The sequence below is a fragment of the Shewanella sp. 10N.286.52.B9 genome, assembly GCF_002873635.1.
In the GTDB taxonomy this organism is placed as follows: Bacteria; Pseudomonadota; Gammaproteobacteria; order Enterobacterales; family Shewanellaceae; genus Shewanella.
Genome location: NZ_MCTY01000058.1, coordinates 20,513 through 38,524 on the forward strand (window position 1 = coordinate 20,513; position 18,012 = coordinate 38,524).

General features: G+C 42.7%; 14 protein-coding genes, 1 pseudogene and 1 riboswitch. Of the genes and pseudogenes, 10 read left to right on the forward strand and 5 right to left on the reverse strand.

Annotated elements, in window-relative coordinates:
• Positions 1–84: 84 nt before the first annotated feature.
• Positions 85–741 carry a 3,4-dihydroxy-2-butanone-4-phosphate synthase gene (ribB, locus tag BCU91_RS04535; protein WP_102439380.1) on the reverse strand — a complete coding sequence of 219 codons (657 nt, stop codon included), beginning with the start codon at positions 739–741 and terminating at the stop codon, positions 85–87.
• Between the two features lie 90 nt (positions 742–831).
• Positions 832–1,021: riboswitch (FMN riboswitch) on the reverse strand.
• Between the two features lie 201 nt (positions 1,022–1,222).
• Between ribB and BCU91_RS04540 the strand changes: the two genes are divergently transcribed.
• Both BCU91_RS04540 and BCU91_RS04545 read left to right on the forward strand, forming a co-directional pair.
• Complete coding sequence (locus BCU91_RS04540) at positions 1,223–1,777, forward strand: thioesterase family protein (RefSeq protein ID WP_102530970.1); 555 nt, start codon at positions 1,223–1,225, stop codon at positions 1,775–1,777.
• A 34-nt stretch (positions 1,778–1,811) separates the two neighbouring features.
• Entirely contained in the window at positions 1,812–2,501 is a 690-nt protein-coding gene (locus BCU91_RS04545; RefSeq protein WP_102530971.1) for a DNA-3-methyladenine glycosylase I, read from the forward strand.
• A 91-nt stretch (positions 2,502–2,592) separates the two neighbouring features.
• Here the strand turns inward: BCU91_RS04545 and BCU91_RS04550 are convergent, their stop codons facing one another.
• Positions 2,593–3,210: a TetR/AcrR family transcriptional regulator gene (locus BCU91_RS04550; protein WP_102475965.1), complete on the reverse strand. Its 618-nt coding sequence runs from the start codon at positions 3,208–3,210 to the stop codon at positions 2,593–2,595.
• A gap of 114 nt (positions 3,211–3,324) precedes the next feature.
• Here BCU91_RS04550 and BCU91_RS04555 point away from each other — a divergent pair, with 114 nt between their 5' ends.
• The 3 genes from BCU91_RS04555 (at position 3,325) to BCU91_RS04565 (ending at position 9,105) form a co-directional block, all read left to right on the forward strand.
• Positions 3,325–4,425, forward strand: coding sequence for an MBL fold metallo-hydrolase (locus tag BCU91_RS04555; protein WP_102475964.1), 1,101 nt, complete (start codon positions 3,325–3,327; stop codon positions 4,423–4,425).
• Positions 4,426–4,800: 375 nt separating this feature from the next.
• Positions 4,801–5,946, forward strand: coding sequence for an efflux RND transporter periplasmic adaptor subunit (locus BCU91_RS04560; protein ID WP_102439384.1), 1,146 nt, complete (start codon positions 4,801–4,803; stop codon positions 5,944–5,946).
• Between the two features lie 9 nt (positions 5,947–5,955).
• Positions 5,956–9,105, forward strand: a complete 3,150-nt coding sequence (locus BCU91_RS04565; RefSeq protein WP_102439385.1) for an efflux RND transporter permease subunit — start codon at positions 5,956–5,958, stop codon at positions 9,103–9,105.
• 488 nt (positions 9,106–9,593) lie between these two features.
• On the opposite strand, the gene BCU91_RS04570 is transcribed toward BCU91_RS04565, so the two are convergent.
• A complete protein-coding gene (locus BCU91_RS04570) occupies positions 9,594–11,204 on the reverse strand; it encodes an AbgT family transporter (protein WP_102530972.1) in 1,611 nt (536 codons plus the stop codon).
• Between the two features lie 1,330 nt (positions 11,205–12,534).
• Here BCU91_RS04570 and BCU91_RS04575 point away from each other — a divergent pair.
• The 3 genes and pseudogenes from BCU91_RS04575 to BCU91_RS04585 all read left to right on the forward strand — a co-directional run.
• Positions 12,535–13,080, forward strand: a pseudogene (locus tag BCU91_RS04575) (lytic transglycosylase domain-containing protein); the annotation flags it as partial.
• A 25-nt stretch (positions 13,081–13,105) separates the two neighbouring features.
• The gene (locus BCU91_RS04580; protein WP_102530973.1) at positions 13,106–14,512 is read left to right on the forward strand and encodes a M28 family metallopeptidase; all 1,407 of its coding nucleotides are present in this window, start codon (positions 13,106–13,108) and stop codon (positions 14,510–14,512) included.
• Between the two features lie 24 nt (positions 14,513–14,536).
• Positions 14,537–14,806, forward strand: coding sequence for a hypothetical protein (locus BCU91_RS04585; protein ID WP_102439388.1), 270 nt, complete (start codon positions 14,537–14,539; stop codon positions 14,804–14,806).
• Positions 14,807–14,897: 91 nt separating this feature from the next.
• On the opposite strand, the gene rlmJ is transcribed toward BCU91_RS04585, so the two are convergent.
• Positions 14,898–15,740 (reverse strand): 23S rRNA (adenine(2030)-N(6))-methyltransferase RlmJ, encoded by an 843-nt coding sequence (gene rlmJ, locus BCU91_RS04590; RefSeq protein ID WP_102530974.1) that lies wholly within the window; start codon positions 15,738–15,740, stop codon positions 14,898–14,900.
• A 134-nt stretch (positions 15,741–15,874) separates the two neighbouring features.
• On the opposite strand from rlmJ, the gene BCU91_RS04595 reads away from it, so the two are divergent.
• The gene (locus tag BCU91_RS04595) at positions 15,875–16,642 is read left to right on the forward strand and encodes a class I SAM-dependent methyltransferase (protein ID WP_198590432.1); all 768 of its coding nucleotides are present in this window, start codon (positions 15,875–15,877) and stop codon (positions 16,640–16,642) included.
• A gap of 109 nt (positions 16,643–16,751) precedes the next feature.
• Here BCU91_RS04595 and BCU91_RS04600 read toward each other — a convergent pair whose 3' ends face one another.
• Positions 16,752–17,066: a glutaredoxin family protein gene (locus tag BCU91_RS04600; RefSeq protein ID WP_198590430.1), complete on the reverse strand. Its 315-nt coding sequence runs from the start codon at positions 17,064–17,066 to the stop codon at positions 16,752–16,754.
• A 354-nt stretch (positions 17,067–17,420) separates the two neighbouring features.
• Between BCU91_RS04600 and BCU91_RS04605 the strand changes: the two genes are divergently transcribed.
• Positions 17,421–17,927, forward strand: coding sequence for a VF530 family DNA-binding protein (locus BCU91_RS04605; RefSeq protein WP_102439395.1), 507 nt, complete (start codon positions 17,421–17,423; stop codon positions 17,925–17,927).
• Positions 17,928–18,012 lie beyond the last annotated feature (85 nt).

The following is an 18,012-nucleotide window of genomic DNA, read 5'->3' on the forward strand; positions in this document are numbered from 1 at the left end:
AATTAAAAAGAGACGTATATTCGTCTCTTTTTACCATTTTATTTATAACAGAGCTTTGAAATAGATGCTCTTTATAAACAAGCCTTAGGCTAATTTCAAATCATGCTGCAAGCGATACATCACCATATCTTCAATGGTCAATACTGGCATATTGTGCTTTAAACCAAAGGCGACAATTTCAGGCGCTTTGGCCATAGTGCCGTCTTCGTTCGTTACTTCACACAAAACACCTGCAGGAGATAAACCGGCCATTTGCATTAAATCAACCGTGCCTTCAGTGTGACCACGGCGAGCCATAACGCCACCTGCACGCGCGCGCAGTGGAAATACATGTCCCGGACGAGCGAGGTCGCTGGCTTTCGCATTTACTGCTGTAGCCGTTTTTACTGTCGTTACTCGATCTTGAGCTGAAACGCCTGTAGTCACTCCTTCTTTAGCTTCAATTGAAACCGTAAAAGCAGTTTGGTTAGCACTGTTATTGTCTTGCACCATTGGCGGCAGTTCAAGTTTGTTGGCTTGCTCGTCCGTTAAACATAAACACACAATGCCGCTGCATTCGCGGATCATTAATGCCATTTGTTTTGCGGTTAAGTGCTCGGCTGAATAAATGATGTCACCTTCGTTTTCACGATCTTCATCATCGAGTAATAACACACCGTTACCTAATCGTAAGGCGGCTAAGGCTTTTTCAACACGTTCGATTGGATCACCAAATGGCGAAAGTAGTGTTAGCTGATTCATGGTTTACTCCTAAAAAAATACCAGAATCAGGGCTTTGAAGAGTGGCTTTACGCCAAACGAAATGCACCAGCATACCTAAGTAGTGGTGTTTTCTATTCTCTTTCATCCGGACTATAACCGTCGGCTCTGGACTGTTAGGCGTACTTCATGTGAAAACATGGCCTAAGTCACCAGATCTGCTGACCTCGAAAAATATCGAGCGCTCGCGGGCTCATCTTGGCGCATTTAGTCGCCTCGATTTACCGCCGGTGGGGAATTGCGCCCCGCCCTGAGAATTTAAATTGTGATGCTTAATAAAGTTAAGCGCGGCCATTTTATGGCAAAAATGACTATAAAAAAAGGGCTTATGCTCACAGTCTTAGATATAAAATGTCATCAAGAGTGGGGCGTTTTAGATGATGAATGGATAAATTTGTGAACAAACTTGCTCGCTGGTATGACCTCTGATAGCCTTTGGCGCTGACAAAGGAGTTGTAACCCCATGAATTTATATTTTCGTCTGTTTTGGTTGTTTGTCTGGCGTATTCGTCACTGTAATCACATCGATTTTTTAGGTACCAGTCGTATTTCATATCGCGCATTACCGCTCGATTGCGATATCAATATGCATCTTACTAATTCTCGCTATCCTGCCTTTTTAGATTTAGCTCGTACGTATATGATTGCTGAAATGGGTTTAATGAAGCGATTTTTAAAACTTAAATGGCTGCCCATTGTAAACGCATCTGAGTTTACCTTTATTAAAGATATTAAGCCGCTGGAGAAATTTGACATTGAAACCAAGATAGTTGGTTGGGATGAGAAATATTTCTATATTGAGCAGCGCTTTGTATCTAATCGTGGGGTTCATTGTATTGCCCATGTGCGTGGTGTGTTTGTCTGCAAAGGTAAGCAAGTGCCTATCAGTCACTTAATTGCCGAAGCGGGCTACGACGGCGCTATGCCAGTAATGGCTGCTGAAGTGGTTAAGTGGAAACAATTTCTGCAAGTAAAAAAAGATCAGAATATTGCCCCTAAGCTGAGTCAGGTAGCATAATAAGCGCTAGTCATTTATTTAACGGGGTTAGCTTGTGGCCAAATTAGAAAAATTCAGCGATATTTTTGACCGCGCCAGTGAGCGTAAAGGTGGCAGTAAGGCGTTAGCTCATTTATTGCCTCTGACCCTTGAAGCGGATGAGATTGGTCAATTTTCTGATGCACAACTTTTGTCTGCCATGAGCAAGCAAGTGTTTCAAAGTGGCTTTGTGTGGCGGGTGGTTGAGAATAAATGGCCTGCGTATGAAAAAGCCTTCTTTGATTTTGAACCGTTTAAAGTATTAATGCTGTCACCGGATCAAATTCAGCAGCGCGCCACTGACGCAACGCTTATTCGCCATCAAAAGAAAACCCAATCTATTGTTGATAATGCCTATATGGTGCAGCAAATTGCGGCTGAGCATGGCAGCTTTGCTGAGTTTATTGCTAATTGGCCATCGGAAGATATCACAGGACTTTGGCAAGTATTAAAAAAGAAAGGCAGTCGTTTAGGTGGCAATACTGGGCCGTATTTTTTACGTAATGTGGGTAAGGATACGTTTTTATTAACCACTGATGTGCAGTCATATCTCAAAGCCACTAAGGTGGTTGATGCCGGATTTACCTCGCAAACGGCATTGCGCCAATCCCAAGCGGCTTTTAACCACTGGCAACAAGAGTCAGGGTTAACCTTGGCTGAAATTAGCCGCATTATTTCACTAAGTGTTGGCGATAATCGACTATAAAACCACCTGTTATTTGCTGGTGGTGTTAATGGCTTAGCGCTGTTTAAGGCTTAAGCCTGCTTAACGTTAAGCCCGCACCCTTGATTACAGTTTAGGCTTTAAGCTCATAACGGGCTAAAAACATTGTTGCCGTTTCATCGGCTAAATGCTGTCTTTGTTGATCATTTAACAGTGCGCAACAGGTTAAAATGTGCGGCCAAAAACACTGGCCTTTGATCAAATGCAATAGTTGCTCATTGGCAAAAGTAGCATCTTCAACCTCAATCCTTCCATCAATTGCAGCGGCTTTTATCCAGCGTAATAATGCCGTTTCATGCAGTTTCATTTTTTCTATTTCACGGCACATCTCTTCACTATTGTAAAACAAATGCCCAATAGCGACGCGGGCCATATCAATATGCTCTTGAGAGTTGATGAATTGAATTTCGGTCAAAATGATGGCTGACAATTGCGAAAGCAGTGCCTGTTGAGGTTGATATTGCTCTTGATTGCTGGCCATGGCTTCAAACCATAACTCACTAACTAGGTGCATGACTAAGGCTTCTTTAGTGGCGAAGTGGTTGTAAACAGTGCGCTTAGACACTTGCGCCTCTTCTGCCAGTTTATCCATGCTGGTCGCCGCAACCCCCAGTTTTTTGAACATCCGCTTGGCTGCGTCAACGATGGCTTCATGCTTTTGTTGGCTGAGGGTTTTCTTGGTTATTGTCATACTTGTTTACAAATCTTCGCTGGGAGTCGTGCAAGTATATTACACTGAGTAGTTTACTTTTCAACAATAAATCCATAAACTGCACCGTGTAGTTTACTTTTTTTTGGCGTTAATATGAAATATTGGTTATTTATTGTTGGAGTGTTGATGGTGTCGTTTAGCTTAAAAGCATGGTGCAGCTATGATAAAAATGCGCAAGAAACTCACGAGAAATTTCAAAATACCGAGATTAACTATCAATCAGGTTTAAGTGATATTTGGCAAATAGTAAAAAGTTATTTTACCGTCAAAAGAGCACACCCAACACCTGTAAAGCCGGTGCCTGTTTTGCCACTGACGACATTGAGCTTAAGCTTCAGTACTGAAGATCAAATATTTAGATTAGGTCATTCAACATTACTCATCCGCTTGGACGGTGAATATATCTTGTTAGATCCTGTCTTTAGCGAACGTGCATCTCCAGTTCAATGGGCTGGGCCAAAACGATTTCATCAATCGCCAATAAGTATTGAACAATTACCTGCTATTAAGACGGTCATTATTAGTCATGATCATTATGATCATCTTGATAAAGCGGCCGTTATGGCCTTAAATAAGAAAGTTGAGCATTTCGTGACGCCATCAAAAGTGGGCGATCACCTTATTGATTGGGGGATTAGCGCAAGTAAAGTGTCGCAATTGGCTTGGTGGCAAGAACTGAATTTGGCGGGGCTGACGTTAGTCGCTACCCCTGCACAGCACTTTTCTGGGCGTGGGCTATTCGATCGTGATACTACGTTATGGGCAAGTTGGGTGATCCAAGGCGAGAAAAACAAACTATTCTTTAGTGGTGATGGCGGTTACTTCTCAGGTTTTAAAGACATTGGTGAGCGTTATGGGCCATTTGATATCACCATGATTGAAACTGGCGCCTATAATGAATTATGGAGTGACATTCATATGATGCCTGAACAGAGCTTACAGGCGCATATTGATTTAAACGGCGCAGATTTTCAGCAAAGCGCCATGTTACCAATCCATAATGGTACTTTCGATTTATCATTACATGACTGGTTTGAGCCATTAGAGCGTATTACGACCTTAGCCGAGCAAGCGAATATACCAGTGCTAACACCGATATTTGGTGAGGCGGTTTCAGTTGATTTCCCTACTCAGGCAGCCTACTGGTGGCGTGATATGCTGACAGAGCCTACTGTCGCAATGCAAGCGCAATAATTAATATCGTATGAGGATATTTTTTTAGAATTTAATACTAGGCGCACACCTTTTTTAATGAGAATGGTGTATATTTACGCACTTTTAAAAGTGAGTCAGTTAACCTTTTTGTAACACTTTCGTGTGTATTTTTTGTTGTTGCTACAGCTAAGTCAACAAAGCGTATACAAAGTATCTAAGTTTATTATTTGTTTACAATTTATAATTTTTTAATTGGTTGTAATGGTTGTTGAGCTCGCAAGTGTATGGGATAACAACGTCCATTAAAATTTCAAGCTTAAAACGTTGAAAAACGTTGAAATATATATCCAGCAAATATTTACCCTTCAAACAAGGTGAAATTTACTGATGATGTCATTAGGAGTAGGAGCAGTCATGCGCAAAGCACTGAAAATAGCCTCAGTTATCACTGCGGCTTTATGGATTACCGCTTGTGGTCAAGCCGAACAAGGCCAAGGCCAACAAAAAGCACCACCCGCACCAGTAGGGGTGATGAGTGTGACTGAACAATCTCAAGCCATTTATGTTGAATTACCAGGTCGTAGTCGTGCTTTTTTAGAAGCGGAAGTACGCCCACAGGTATCAGGCATCATCACCAACCGTGGTTTTGTTGAAGGTAAAGATGTCGAAGCGGGTCAGTCACTGTATCAAATTGACTCTGCAACTTACAAAGCTGCTTTAGTTAGCGCAGAAGCAGATTTAGCCAGCGCGAATGCAGCCTTGGCTTCTGCGAAAGCTACAGCAGACCGTTATGCAGCCTTGGTTAAAACCAATGCTATTAGTGCCCAAGACTTTGATGAAGCTGATGCAGCCTACAAAGAAGCAATCGCTAAGGTGACTGTTGCTGAGGCAGCAATTAATACTGCTAAAATCAACCTTGAATACACAGAAGTACGTGCACCAATCTCTGGTCGTATTGGCACATCAAGTGTCACTCCTGGTGCACTAGTTACTGCTAATCAATCAAATACACTGGCGAAAATTCAGCAACTTGATCCAATCAATATCGATATTGCTCAATCAAGTGCGCAACTATTACGTCTTAAGTCAAAACTTAGACAAGGCAAGTTACAGCAAAGCGAAAATGCTGAAGTGACCCTTATTCTTGAAGACGGTAGCACTTACGAGAACGTAGGTACATTGCAGTTCTCTGAAGTGAGCGTCAATGAAGCAACAGGTTCGGTGATTATCCGTGCTGAATTCCCTAACCCTGATGGGGTGTTATTGCCTGGTATGTATGTGCGCGCGATTTTAAATGCCGGACAAGATCCATCAGCCATTTTAGTGCCGCAAAAAGCCATTACCCGTAACACAAAAGGTGAAGCGGTAGCTATGATTGTTAATGCTGATAATCAAGCTGAAGCGCGCGTGGTGAAAACAGCAGAGGTGATTAACCACCAATGGCGTATTACTGAAGGCTTAAAGGCTGGCGACAAATTGATTGTCGAAGGTCTGCAAAAAGTTCGTCCTGGCGCTGAAGTTGCTCCACAAGTTTTAACCGAAAACACTCCAACTAAATAGGGTAACGTTATGGCTCGTTTCTTTATCGATCGCCCTATTTTTGCATGGGTGATCTCAATTCTAATCATGTTGGCAGGGGTCTTAGCAATTAAAGATCTTCCTGTGGCGCAGTACCCGAGTATTGCACCGCCAACAGTTGAAATAACCGCGTTTTATCCTGGCGCGTCTGCAAAGACCATGGAAGATACAGTAACTCAGGTTATTGAACAACGTATGACGGGTATTGACCATCTGCGTTATATTGCCTCAAGCAGTGATAGTTTTGGTAATGCAAAAATCACCTTAACCTTTAATGCTGAAGCCGATCCGGATATTGCTCAAGTACAAGTGCAAAATAAGCTGCAAGCTGCGATGACCTTGTTACCGCAAGAGGTGCAATCTCAGGGTGTTAACGTGGTTAAATCAAGTGCTGGTTTCTTGATGGTTGCAGCGTTTGTATCTGAAGATGGTTCGCTGGATAAAACCGATATTGCCGATTATGTTGCTGCCAATATTCAAGATCCGTTAAGCCGTGTTGCTGGTGTAGGTGAATTGCAATTATTCGGAGCCCAATATGCAATGCGTATTTGGCTTGATCCGTTAAAGCTGACGCAATACAACTTAACTAGTATTGATGTTATGGCCGCGATTCGTGAGCAAAATGCGCAGATTTCAGCGGGTCAATTAGGTGGTGCGCCATCAATTGCTGGCCAAGAATTAAATGCGACCATTACTGCCCAAAGCCGTTTGCAAACTCCTGAGCAATTTAAAGGGATTATTCTCAAATCTGACACCTCTGGTGCTAACGTTTACCTGAGCGACGTAGCTCGCGTTGCACTGGGTTCTGAAAGCTACTCAGTGGAATCATTCTTTAACGGTAAACCCGCTGCTGGTATTGGTGTGCAGTTAGCCACAGGTGCTAACGCGCTTGATACCGCAAAAAATGTTCGTGAAATGCTTGCTGACTTGCAAACTTATTTCCCTGACAGCTTAGAGATTTATTACCCATATGACACTACGCCATTTGTTGAGAAATCAATTGAAGGTGTTGTGCATACCCTTATCGAAGCAGTGATTTTAGTGTTCCTGATCATGTATCTGTTCTTGCAGAACTTCAGAGCAACACTAATTCCAACGATTGCGGTACCCGTGGTATTACTTGGTACATTCGCCATTTTATCAGCGACTGGTTTCTCTATTAACACCTTAACCATGTTCGCTATGGTACTGGCTATTGGTCTGTTAGTAGATGATGCGATTGTTGTGGTGGAAAACGTCGAGCGTGTTATGTCTGAAGAGGGCTTAAGCCCACTTGAAGCCACCCGCAAATCGATGGATCAAATTACTGGCGCACTTGTGGGTATTGGTTTAACCCTGTCAGCAGTATTCGTACCTATGGCATTTATGTCAGGTTCAACTGGTGTTATTTATCGTCAGTTCTCGATTACGATTGTGTCTGCAATGGCGCTGTCTGTTTTAATCGCGATGATTTTAACCCCGGCATTATGTGCCACCATGCTTAAACCAATTCCAAAAGGCCATACCCATATTAATACTGGGTTCTTTGGCTGGTTTAACCGTAACTTTGATAAGTTAACCTCGCGCTATGAAGCGGGTGTAGCAAAAATCCTTAAGCGTACTGTGCGCATGATGGGTGTCTATCTTGTACTGGTTATCGCGACTGGTTGGATTTTCATGCGCATGCCAACAGCATTCTTGCCAGATGAAGACCAAGGCATCTTGTTTACCCAAGCAATTTTGCCAACTAACTCGACTCAAGAAAGCACCATGAAAGTGCTTGAGGATGTGAGTGACTATTACTTGGAAGAAGAAGGCGATATCGTTAAATCTGTATTTAGTGTTGCAGGTTTCAGTTTCGCTGGCTCTGGTCAAAACATGGGTATTGCTTTCGTCGGTCTTGAAGACTGGGCTGAACGTGGTGGTGAAGGGCAAGATGTTCAATCCTTGTCTAACCGTGCAATGGGTCGTTTCATGCAGATGAAAGACGCCTTAGTGTTTGCCTTTGTACCGCCAGCGGTAATTGAATTAGGCACGGCCAATGGTTTTGATATGTACCTGCAAGATCGTAGTGGTCAAGGTCATGAGGCGTTAATTGCAGCCCGTAATCAGTTATTAGGTATGGCAGCGCAGAATCCGAACCTTGTGGGCGTACGTCCTAATGGGCAAGAAGATGCACCTATGTACCAAATCCATGTTGATCAAGCTAAAATTCGCGCCTTAGGTGTGGATATCGATGATGTAAACAGTGTACTAGCAACCGCTTATGGTGGTTCGTATGTGAATGACTTTATCGACCGTGGTCGCGTTAAGAAAGTATACGTACAAGGTGATGCTGAATACCGTATGCAACCAAGTGATTTAGAAACCTGGTTTGTGCGTAACTCAAAAGGTGAAATGGTACCTTTCTCGGCCTTTACTACTGGTTCATGGGAATTTGGTTCGCCACAATTACAACGCTTTAACGGTTTACCAGCGGTCAATATTCAAGGTGCAACTATGCCCGGATATAGCTCTGGTGATGCAATGCTTGATTTCGAGAGAATGGTGCAAGATTTACCACCAGGGTTTGGTATCGAGTGGAATGGCTTATCTTATGAAGAGAGATTATCAGGTAACCAGGCACCAGCGTTATACGCACTATCTATTTTAGTGGTATTCCTTGTACTAGCAGCACTTTATGAAAGTTGGACGGTACCATTTGCGGTAATCCTAGTTGTGCCATTAGGGGTTATCGGGGCACTGCTGGCGATGAATGGTCGTGGTTTACCTAACGATGTATTTTTCCAAGTAGGTCTACTGACGACGGTAGGGCTGGCAACCAAGAATGCCATCTTGATTGTAGAATTCGCCAAAGACTTCTACGACAAGGGGGCTGGGTTGGTTGAAGCGACTTTGCACGCAGTGCGAGTACGTTTACGTCCAATCTTGATGACATCTCTAGCCTTTGGTTTAGGTGTTGTACCGCTAGCAATTAGTACCGGTGTTGGTTCTGGTAGTAAGAATGCACTAGGTACAGGCGTACTTGGTGGCATGATGAGTTCTACCTTTATTGGTATCTTCTTAATCCCACTGTTCTTCGTGGTGGTTGAGAAAATCTTCAATAAGAAAGAGCGTAAAGGTTATGTACCACCTGAAACGAAAAGTGATTCAGCTGAATAAGCGCTAATCACTGTAGTTATCCTTAAAAAGCCCAGCAGATGCTGGGCTTTTTGTTGCTCGTTATTTAAGGCTTATTGCCTTTAATCAGCCATGCTATCGCTTAAGTTGATGAGCTGACTCAGGGAGAAGTGCGCCGTTACTGTGACCTAACATAGTGAGATATGCTTAATGGCATGGGCGCAGGTTAACGGCGCTATGACAAGAACGACCGGATCAGTGGGAGCACCTTGTATTGCAATAACTCGAGTCAGTTAAGTTGAGTTCGATGCTTTGGTTGCAGAACCTCGGTTATAGCTAGCAAATGCAACTAACCCAATTCCTGTTATTAATGAAATAGTGCCATCAATGAAATACTCCTATCAATAAATACCTATCAATGAATACCCCTCCATGAAAGAGTCACTGTCAAAAACGCAATAAAAAGCCCTGTAAATACAGGGCTAATAAGCTAATCAGTTTCAGTCATTATGGTATGACAACGGCATTCGTTATGGCGTGTAATAAGTTGCTGCGCCAGGACCTACAGGGAAGCCTAAAACAAATACCCATAGGAAGAAGAACAGCGTCCAACCGATAAAGAACACGATTGAGTAAGGCAGCATGGTGGCAATTAAGGTACCGATACCTAAGTTCTTCTTATAACGGCTTGCAACCGCCAGAATTAGTCCGAAATAGCTCATCATTGGCGTTATCAAGTTAGTGACCGAATCACCTATTCGATACGCTGCCTGAATGGTTTCAGGGGCATAGCCTACTAGCATTAACATAGGTACAAATATCGGCGCAGTAACTGCCCATTGCGCCGAAGCACTACCGAGCATTAAGTTGATAAAACCACACAACATAATAAACAGTACAAATACTAATGGCCCAGTTAAACCAATACTGCTCAAGGCATCCGCGCCAGTTACCGCTAATACCGCGCCTAAATTGGTCCATTTAAAGAAAGCCACAAACTGCGAGGCAAAAAATACCAACACAATATACATACCCATGGTACTCATACTGTGAGACATGGCATTAATGATGTCGGTGTCTTTTTTCATGCTGCCGACCACTTTACCGTACACCAAGCCCGGGATAGCAAAGCCGATAAAGATAAACGCCACAATGCCTTTTAAAAATGGTGAGCCTGAAACTGAGCCGGTTTCAGGATTTCGTAGTGGGGCGCCTTCAGGAATAATGGTCAATGCCAATAAGCTTGATAAGACCAATACAGAGAAACCCGCCACCTTTAAGGCATGTTTTTCTTCTGTAGTGACAATATCCATTTTCTGTTCAGATAAGTCATCAGCCGCTTCAGATACATCGTATTTTCCTAGTTTGGGTTCAACGATTTTTTCGGTAACCAGTGCGCCTAATATAGTGATTAAAAAGGTCGACACAAACATGAAGTACCAGTTGACCTCTGGGCCAACAATATAATCTGGGTCAATCATTTGCGCCGCAGCTTCAGTGATACCTGATAGTAAAGGGTCGACCGTGCCTAATAGTAAGTTAGCGCTGTAGCCACCGGATACCCCAGCAAAAGCGGCTGCTAATCCGGCTAAAGGATGACGCCCAAGGGAGTGAAATATCATTGCCGCCATTGGGATCAGCACCACATAACCTAGCTCTGATGCGGTATTGGACACAATACCCGCAAACACAATCGTTAGTGTAACAAGGCGCTTTGAAGTGCCCATGACCAATAAACGCATAGCGGCAGATAATAACCCTGAGCGCTCAGCAATACCGACACCCAGTAAGGCCACTAATACAGTGCCCAATGGGGTGAAGCCGGTAAAGTTAGTCACTAAGTTGGATACGATCATCCGCAAACCTTCAGCATTCATCAAGCTGACCACATGGATTAAGCCATCCTCACTGCGACCTGAGCTGCCCATAGGGCGAGGGTCTGCAACTGTCATTTCGAAATAACCCGCAATACCACTAATGGCAATGACAGCTAAGCAGAACATGGCAAATAAGGTAATTGGGTGAGGTAATAAATTGCCTAATCTTTCGACAATGTTAAGAAAACGGACAAAGGTGCCACTTGAGGCGAGGTCCTGAGACGTACCCTTATTAGGCACAGCTTTAGATGGATCAAGGTTCATGAATATCCCTTAAATAGGCTTAATTATTAGAGTTTGAGATTTTGCCAATCTACAGACTATATGACCTATTTTAAAATAAGCTTAAATCTAGGCGGAAAAAGCTGATAAATATCAGTTAACATCAAATTTTCATTGAGTCTAACTCAATAACAACTCATTATCGAAAAATAGCGCTATTTAGTTGTACTGATGTTGTAAGTTGGTATAAAAAACACTCATTCTTGTTTTTGCTTAAAATGCTGTTTTGAAAGAATTAAAAAATATTTTTAATCATTTTGTTCTATATTTTTTACCTTTTTGAATGGTAGCGTCAAAGCTTGCTGTTAAGTTAAGCTTTTTAATGGTTTTAACCATGGTATTTGTCGGGTTTCTATATGAGTTGTAAAAAATCGTGCAAAAAACAACATCTGCATTGAGTGTATGTTTAGTGAACAGGGTGTTGATTCTTCGCTATGATGAGGCAAGCTAGTCAGTGCTCAATATAAACGTGATAATAATAATGATAAAAATACCTTTACATATTTTAGCTTCAAACTTGGCTTTTACGGTCAACACATACATAAAGCGATTACTCAGGCAGAGTTGCGCAAACGCCTTAATAAGCGGTTGCGGTGTAAGTTTACTGATCTTATTCAGCGCTTCCGTAACTGTTACCCAAGCCAATACCGGAGCTGGGTTTGAAATACAGGCACAGCAGAAAGCTAAAATTCAACTGACAATGACTGCGCCAGTTAAACCGCAAATAATTGCCAAAGCACAAACGCAGATTGAGCAAAGCAAACCGAATCAGAAACTTAATCCCACAGCAGCGTCGTTAGGATTAACTGAAAAATCGCCGCAAGCGGATAAAATTACTGCGTCGCAAAGTGAGCGCATAAAACCTCAAAAGCAGCCTGCAACCAGCACTAACGTGCAGCCTAAAGTGATTAAAGTGGCGACTATGCCGACGCCCCTAGCCCAAGCGCCCAAGCGTCAACAAGTCTTGCATGCGCCTATTGTGGTATTACCTTTAGCAAGTGACACGGGTGATGCTGAATCTGGCTCTCAAGTTAAACCCCGCTCTCAAGTTAAACCAAAGAAACAACAGGTATTACACCCTCCGGTCGTGGCGCTTAAGCAGCCAGCAAAACCTGCTATGGTGTTAAAGCCCAAAGTGATTGTTGAACAAACTGCGATAAAATCTGCGGCTGTTGTAGAGCGTTATCAGCCTCCTGCAAAGAAGAAGTATTTTTCGCGCCAGCCGTCAGCGGATAATGCAGCACCAACAATGGTTTCAAGCGCATTAACCGCAAAAAGTACCTTGACCGCAGGTAGTCAGACTAAAAAACCAAAACGTAAAATCTATCAGTATCAACAAAATGGCGTGACCACTTTTTCAAATGTCGTGCCCACCACTGAGGACTTTGACGTTTTATTGTATGACTGCTTTGCCTGCCAAGTAGACTCGCAGCTTGATTGGCAGCGTATTCCCATATTTGTCTCTAAGCATAAACAGTTAGTCGAGGATGCTGCCAAACAATTTCAGTTAGATCCTGCGTTAATTCGGGCGGTGATCCATGCGGAATCAGCATTTAATGCCAAAGCGCACTCAAAGGTGGGGGCAATTGGATTAATGCAATTAATGCCTGCCACAGCCAAAGAGTTGGGCGTGACCGATGCTTATAACGTGCGGCAGAATATTCTGGGTGGTAGCCAATATTTAGCGTACTTACTTGAACGATTTGATAATGATATTGAGCTTGCCTGCGCCGCCTATAATGCTGGCCCAACAACCGTGACTAAGTACCAAGGAATCCCGCCATACCCAGAGACTCAAGCCTATGTTGAGCGGGTAAAAATCTTGCTAAAACGCTATCAAGCAGCATTAGCGAGCTAATAATCTAAAGATTTAAGAGGATGATATGAACAGGGATACACACACAATAACCATAAAAAAGTGCTATCAAGTTATTGGCGTACTATCGCTATTAAGCGTTAATATTGTTGGGTTTAATGCGATTGCAGCCCAGCAAAGTCATCTCGCGCCATCAGAAGAAGATCTGCGTTTATATGATATTGCCACAGCACCGCAGGCTAAGCGTTTACGCACAGATGTAGAAACGCTGGTGAGCTTTGGCACTCGTCATACCTTATCTGAAACACAATCTGATACCCAAGGTATTGGCGCAGCAAGGCGCTGGATTAAAGCTGAATTTGAACGGATATCTGCTGATTGTGGTGGCTGTTTAGAAGTTGTCATGGTGGGCGAAACGGTTAGTGGTAAACGCATTCCTGAACCCACTGAAGTGGTAAATGTATTTGCGATTCAGCGAGGCACAACAGATCCTAACCGCGTGGTAATGATGATTGGTGATATTGACTCTCGGGTAACCGACCCGATGGATTTTACCTCGGTATCTCCGGGGGCCAATGATAATGCCTCTGGGGTTGCTGGCGCTTTAGAAGCCGCGCGAGTGCTGTCGAAATATCAATTCAATGGCACAATTGTTTATGCGGCGCTTTCAGGTGAAGAGCAAGGTTTATATGGCGGTGATGTGCTGATTAATTATGCTAAAAAGCATGACTGGCAAATCCAAGCGGTGTTGAACAATGACATGATTGGTAATATTGCTGGCATTAACGGGGTTATCAACAATTCTACTGTAAGAGTATTTTCTGAAGGGGTCAGAATTGCAGAAACCACAGAAGAAGCTAAACAGCGCTATTTTAGCGGCGGCGAAAATGATTCCGCTTCACGTAATCTTGCACGAAAAATTAAATCCTTAGTTGATCAATACATGACTAACCTTGATGTGATGTTGGTATATCGTCTCGATCGCTTTGGCCGTGGCGGCCATCATTTACCGTTTAATAAAGCAGGTATGCCTGCCGTTAGAGTGATGGAAGCTAATGAGCATTATGATCGTCAGCATCAAGATATTCGCACTGAAAATGGTATTGAATATGGTGATGTGCTTGCTGGGGTGGATTTTGACTTTAATGCCAAACTCACCGCACTTAATGCCATTAGTTTGGCTTCAATGGCGTGGGCACCAGAGCCGCCAAAAGGGGTGAACATCGAAGGTATTATGCAACCCGATACCAAACTGCAATGGCAGCCACAACCGAATAAGAATATATTAGGTTATCGGGTCTATTGGCGCTCAACCACAGAATCTGAATGGAGTCATAGTCGTTATGTTGGTAACGTGAATGAATTTATTATGAAAAACATGGTCATAGATAATTATGTCTACGGTGTTGCCAGTGTCGGCGACAACGGTAATACCAGTCCAGTGGTATTCCCTGGAGCAGCTGGTGCTTTTTAACTTTATGATTTATTGAGGATAAATATGAAAAGGATATTCATAGCTAGTTTAGTATCGGTTATTTTAGTTGGTATTAGCGGGTGCTCATCAATGACGGCACAAAATGCAACCTGTGATTTTATTCAGGGAGCGCATGATAGTGCTAAAGAACGTGAAGAGCGGGAAGCTAGGCCTGGGGCTACAGCATCTTTGAGTAAAAATAAGGATGTTCAAGAGGGGGTTATCTCTGCAATTTTTGGTTCTATTTTTCGTTCAAGTGATGATGAATGCGAATTGAAACCTTATACAAGCTGATAAACTTGAGTAATGCCCATGCAAATATGACATGGGCTTTTTTATTGAGCTTAAACCATTAAAAGAGCGGCTTAAGCTCAGTTAGTTTAAATTATTCAGGCACTTCTAACTTAACCACGGTTTTACCACCGCTTTGGCCAAGACAGCGCTCTAGGTAATCTAATGTCTCTTTCGCGGTAGTATCTAGCTTCCATGGTGGGTTTATCACCCATAAGCCTGCTGCAGTCATACCAAATACATTGTTGTCAGGGGTAATTGATTGTTCAATCCGCAGCTGATTTTTTATACCACTATCAGCCAGTATTTTTAACATGGACTCAGTTTGAGCTCTATCAACCACCGGATACCACAGCATATAAACACCAGTAGCAAAGCGTTTGTGTGCTTTGATAATGGCATGGGCAACATCTTGATAATCGGTTTTCATTTCATAACTTGGATCAATCAAGGCAACCGCGCGGCGCTCAAGGGGAGGCACTGCAGCTATCAAACCTTTTAAGCCGTCACCTTTAACGACACGAACATGTCTGTCATCAGCAAACTGTTCATCAAGTGAAGCAAAATCAGTACCGTGTAACTCATGTAAAACCATGCGATCTTTTTCACGCATGTTCATATCAACAAAAGCAGGTGAACCCGGGTAAAAAGACAGTTCTTCCTCACCTTGGTTGAAGTGTTTTACATCGTCAATATACAGCTGCAATGATTCTGGTAAATCATCTTTACCCCAAAGCTTAGCTACGCCATCTAAATATTCGCCAGTTTTCTTTGAAAACTCATCTGTTAGTGAGTAACCGCCTGCACCCGCATGGCTATCGATATAGGCCATAGGCTTATCTTTTTTGTGCATCAATTTAAGTACTTGCAGCAACATAGTGTGCTTAAGTACATCGGCATAATTGCCAGCATGAAAACCGTGGCGGTAACTTAACATGAGAGTGTCCGAAAATTAATAAGCAGTCTAAGCTGCAAGATAGCTACATTATAGGGGCTAAGTCTAAGCAGGTATAGGTATTCACTCTGGCGGGCTTTTGGCATAATAGCCTTGAGTCTACTAAATATCTGGAAATACTTTTGCAAATACCGATTTTTTTTAATCAGCAATATCCGTCACTGGTTGATATCAGTGAGCGTTGGGGTTTTGAGTGGAGCAAAGAGGCGCAGTTTGAATTGCGTTTTGAGCACAACACCTTAAGCCTGCACAAACGTGATGAACCTAAATTAGATGGTATAAGTGTCGATTTTGTTTCAGGTGCTGTTGCTCACCGTCGTAAATTTGGTGGCGGCCGCGGCCAATCAATCGCCAAAGCGGTAGGCCTTAAACAAGGAGTAACCCCAACAGTGGTTGATGGCACCGCAGGTTTAGGCCGCGATGCTTTTGTGTTGGCTAGCCTAGGTTGCAAAGTGATTATGGTTGAGCGCCATCCTGTAGTGGCTGCATTACTGGAAGATGGACTGCGCCGTGCTTATGAAGACGCTGAAATTGGTGAGTGGATGCGTGAGCGCATGAATTTATTTCATGGATCGAGCCTTAGTGCCTTAGCTGATGCAGCTAAAACGACCGCGACAGAAATTGATGTGGTGTATTTAGACCCCATGTATCCTCACCGCGAAAAGTCAGCCTTGGTTAAAAAAGAAATGCGCGTATTCCAAACATTAGTGGGCGCAGACCTTGATGCCGATGGCCTATTGGCGCCAGCAATGGCATTAGCCACTAAGCGAGTGGCAGTAAAACGCCCTGATTACGCTGAAGATCTTGATGGAGTAAAACCGAGTATGGTTATTGCGACTAAGAAAAACCGCTTTGATGTGTATGTGAAAGCGGCAATGAAGTAGGGCTTCACATTTTTTAGCTATAGTTTGATTTTTTAGTTAGTAGTCGATACCAACACAGCTATTTTATCAAATCCCATACTTAGATTAAGTATGGGGTTTACGATTGAAATTATCGCTTCTCATATAGTTGCTGAGCCATTTTTCTTTCATTATAACCTCTGATAATGGTGCCATTAATATCCAGTAATGGAATGCTATCCCCACCTAGATTTTCATAACGACGCCGACCTTCAGCTGACTTTTCAATATCAAATTCAGTATAGGCAATATTATTTTTATCAAAGAATACTCGCGCTTTTTCACAATATCCACACCAGTCAGTGGCATATAACACCACCTCGTTAGTTTGGTCGTACTTCTTAGGAAATAATGGCCAATTTTGATATATGGCGAATAGAACGCATAAAATAAAAATTTTCTTCACATTATCTTCCTTGATAACTAAAAATGCATCTCACTCTCATACTTTACATAGCATGGTCATCGATTTTAAGTTGTAAAAGCCGATAACTCTTCGAGAGTAATATTTAAAATAGAGGTTGAAAAATAAGCTGAGGATATTAGCATTAATTTTACAGACTTTAAAATTTGCTTTTATACAGTGTGTTACTCATTAACTGAATAGATGATATATGGCATGCTTTTGCTGTACGCGGGGTTTTGTCGCACTTGAATATTAAAAATATCTCAATATAGGCAGTTAAAAACGCTATAATGTGCACAGCAGTTCAAAACCCGCTTCATTCCCTTTAAATACTATCCTTTATTAGAGTCTCACATGATTGAAAAGCAACAGAATAACCCACTTCACGGCCTGAGTTTAGACATCATGATGACTGAGCTGGTTGATTTTTATGATTGGAAAGTACTTTATGCGGCACTGAGGTTGGAGTGCTTTAACCTTAATCCAAGTATGGAAGCGAGTATCAAGTTTCTTAAAAAAACCGAATGGGCTAGAGAGCGAGTTGAGTCTTTCTATCTTTATCGTTTTAAGCAAATGCCAAAAGGTACTGCTGAACAGTTTGAACTAAAGCCAAGAGCTCGCGGGTTTGCTGATGGTATCGTGCCACGTAAGCCACAAGAGTTAACGGTTGAGTTGTTAGATGAACAGCGCGCTAAAGCGACTGAGAATTACGAAGCGATGAAGGCTAAAAATCAGCGTCCTCGTTATGGTAGCGATAAGCCAAGACAACAAGATGCTTATGCGCAAAATCGTAGCTCAGATAAGTCGGGCGCCAAAAGACCTGCGCCATCACAAGACCCAACTAACCCTTGGGGTAAGTAACTCTCTGAGTTAATGGGTTTGAGATAAAACCCATCATTGATAATAAATGTCGCTATTATTGCAACGATAGCGGCATTTTTTATTG

Bases quoted from the DNA above. Each gene is read 5' to 3' on its own strand.
- ribB (WP_102439380.1), bottom strand. From the start codon at position 741: ATGAATCAGCTAACACTACTTTCGCCATTTGGTGATCCAATCGAACGT.
- BCU91_RS04540 (WP_102530970.1), top strand. From the start codon at position 1,223: ATGAATTTATATTTTCGTCTGTTTTGGTTGTTTGTCTGGCGTATTCGT.
- BCU91_RS04550 (WP_102475965.1), bottom strand. From the start codon at position 3,210: ATGACAATAACCAAGAAAACCCTCAGCCAACAAAAGCATGAAGCCATC.
- BCU91_RS04555 (WP_102475964.1), top strand. From the start codon at position 3,325: ATGAAATATTGGTTATTTATTGTTGGAGTGTTGATGGTGTCGTTTAGC.
- BCU91_RS04560 (WP_102439384.1), top strand. From the start codon at position 4,801: ATGCGCAAAGCACTGAAAATAGCCTCAGTTATCACTGCGGCTTTATGG.
- BCU91_RS04565 (WP_102439385.1), top strand. From the start codon at position 5,956: ATGGCTCGTTTCTTTATCGATCGCCCTATTTTTGCATGGGTGATCTCA.
- BCU91_RS04570 (WP_102530972.1), bottom strand. From the start codon at position 11,204: ATGAACCTTGATCCATCTAAAGCTGTGCCTAATAAGGGTACGTCTCAG.
- BCU91_RS04580 (WP_102530973.1), top strand. From the start codon at position 13,106: ATGAACAGGGATACACACACAATAACCATAAAAAAGTGCTATCAAGTT.
- BCU91_RS04585 (WP_102439388.1), top strand. From the start codon at position 14,537: ATGAAAAGGATATTCATAGCTAGTTTAGTATCGGTTATTTTAGTTGGT.
- rlmJ (WP_102530974.1), bottom strand. From the start codon at position 15,740: ATGTTAAGTTACCGCCACGGTTTTCATGCTGGCAATTATGCCGATGTA.
- BCU91_RS04605 (WP_102439395.1), top strand. From the start codon at position 17,421: ATGATTGAAAAGCAACAGAATAACCCACTTCACGGCCTGAGTTTAGAC.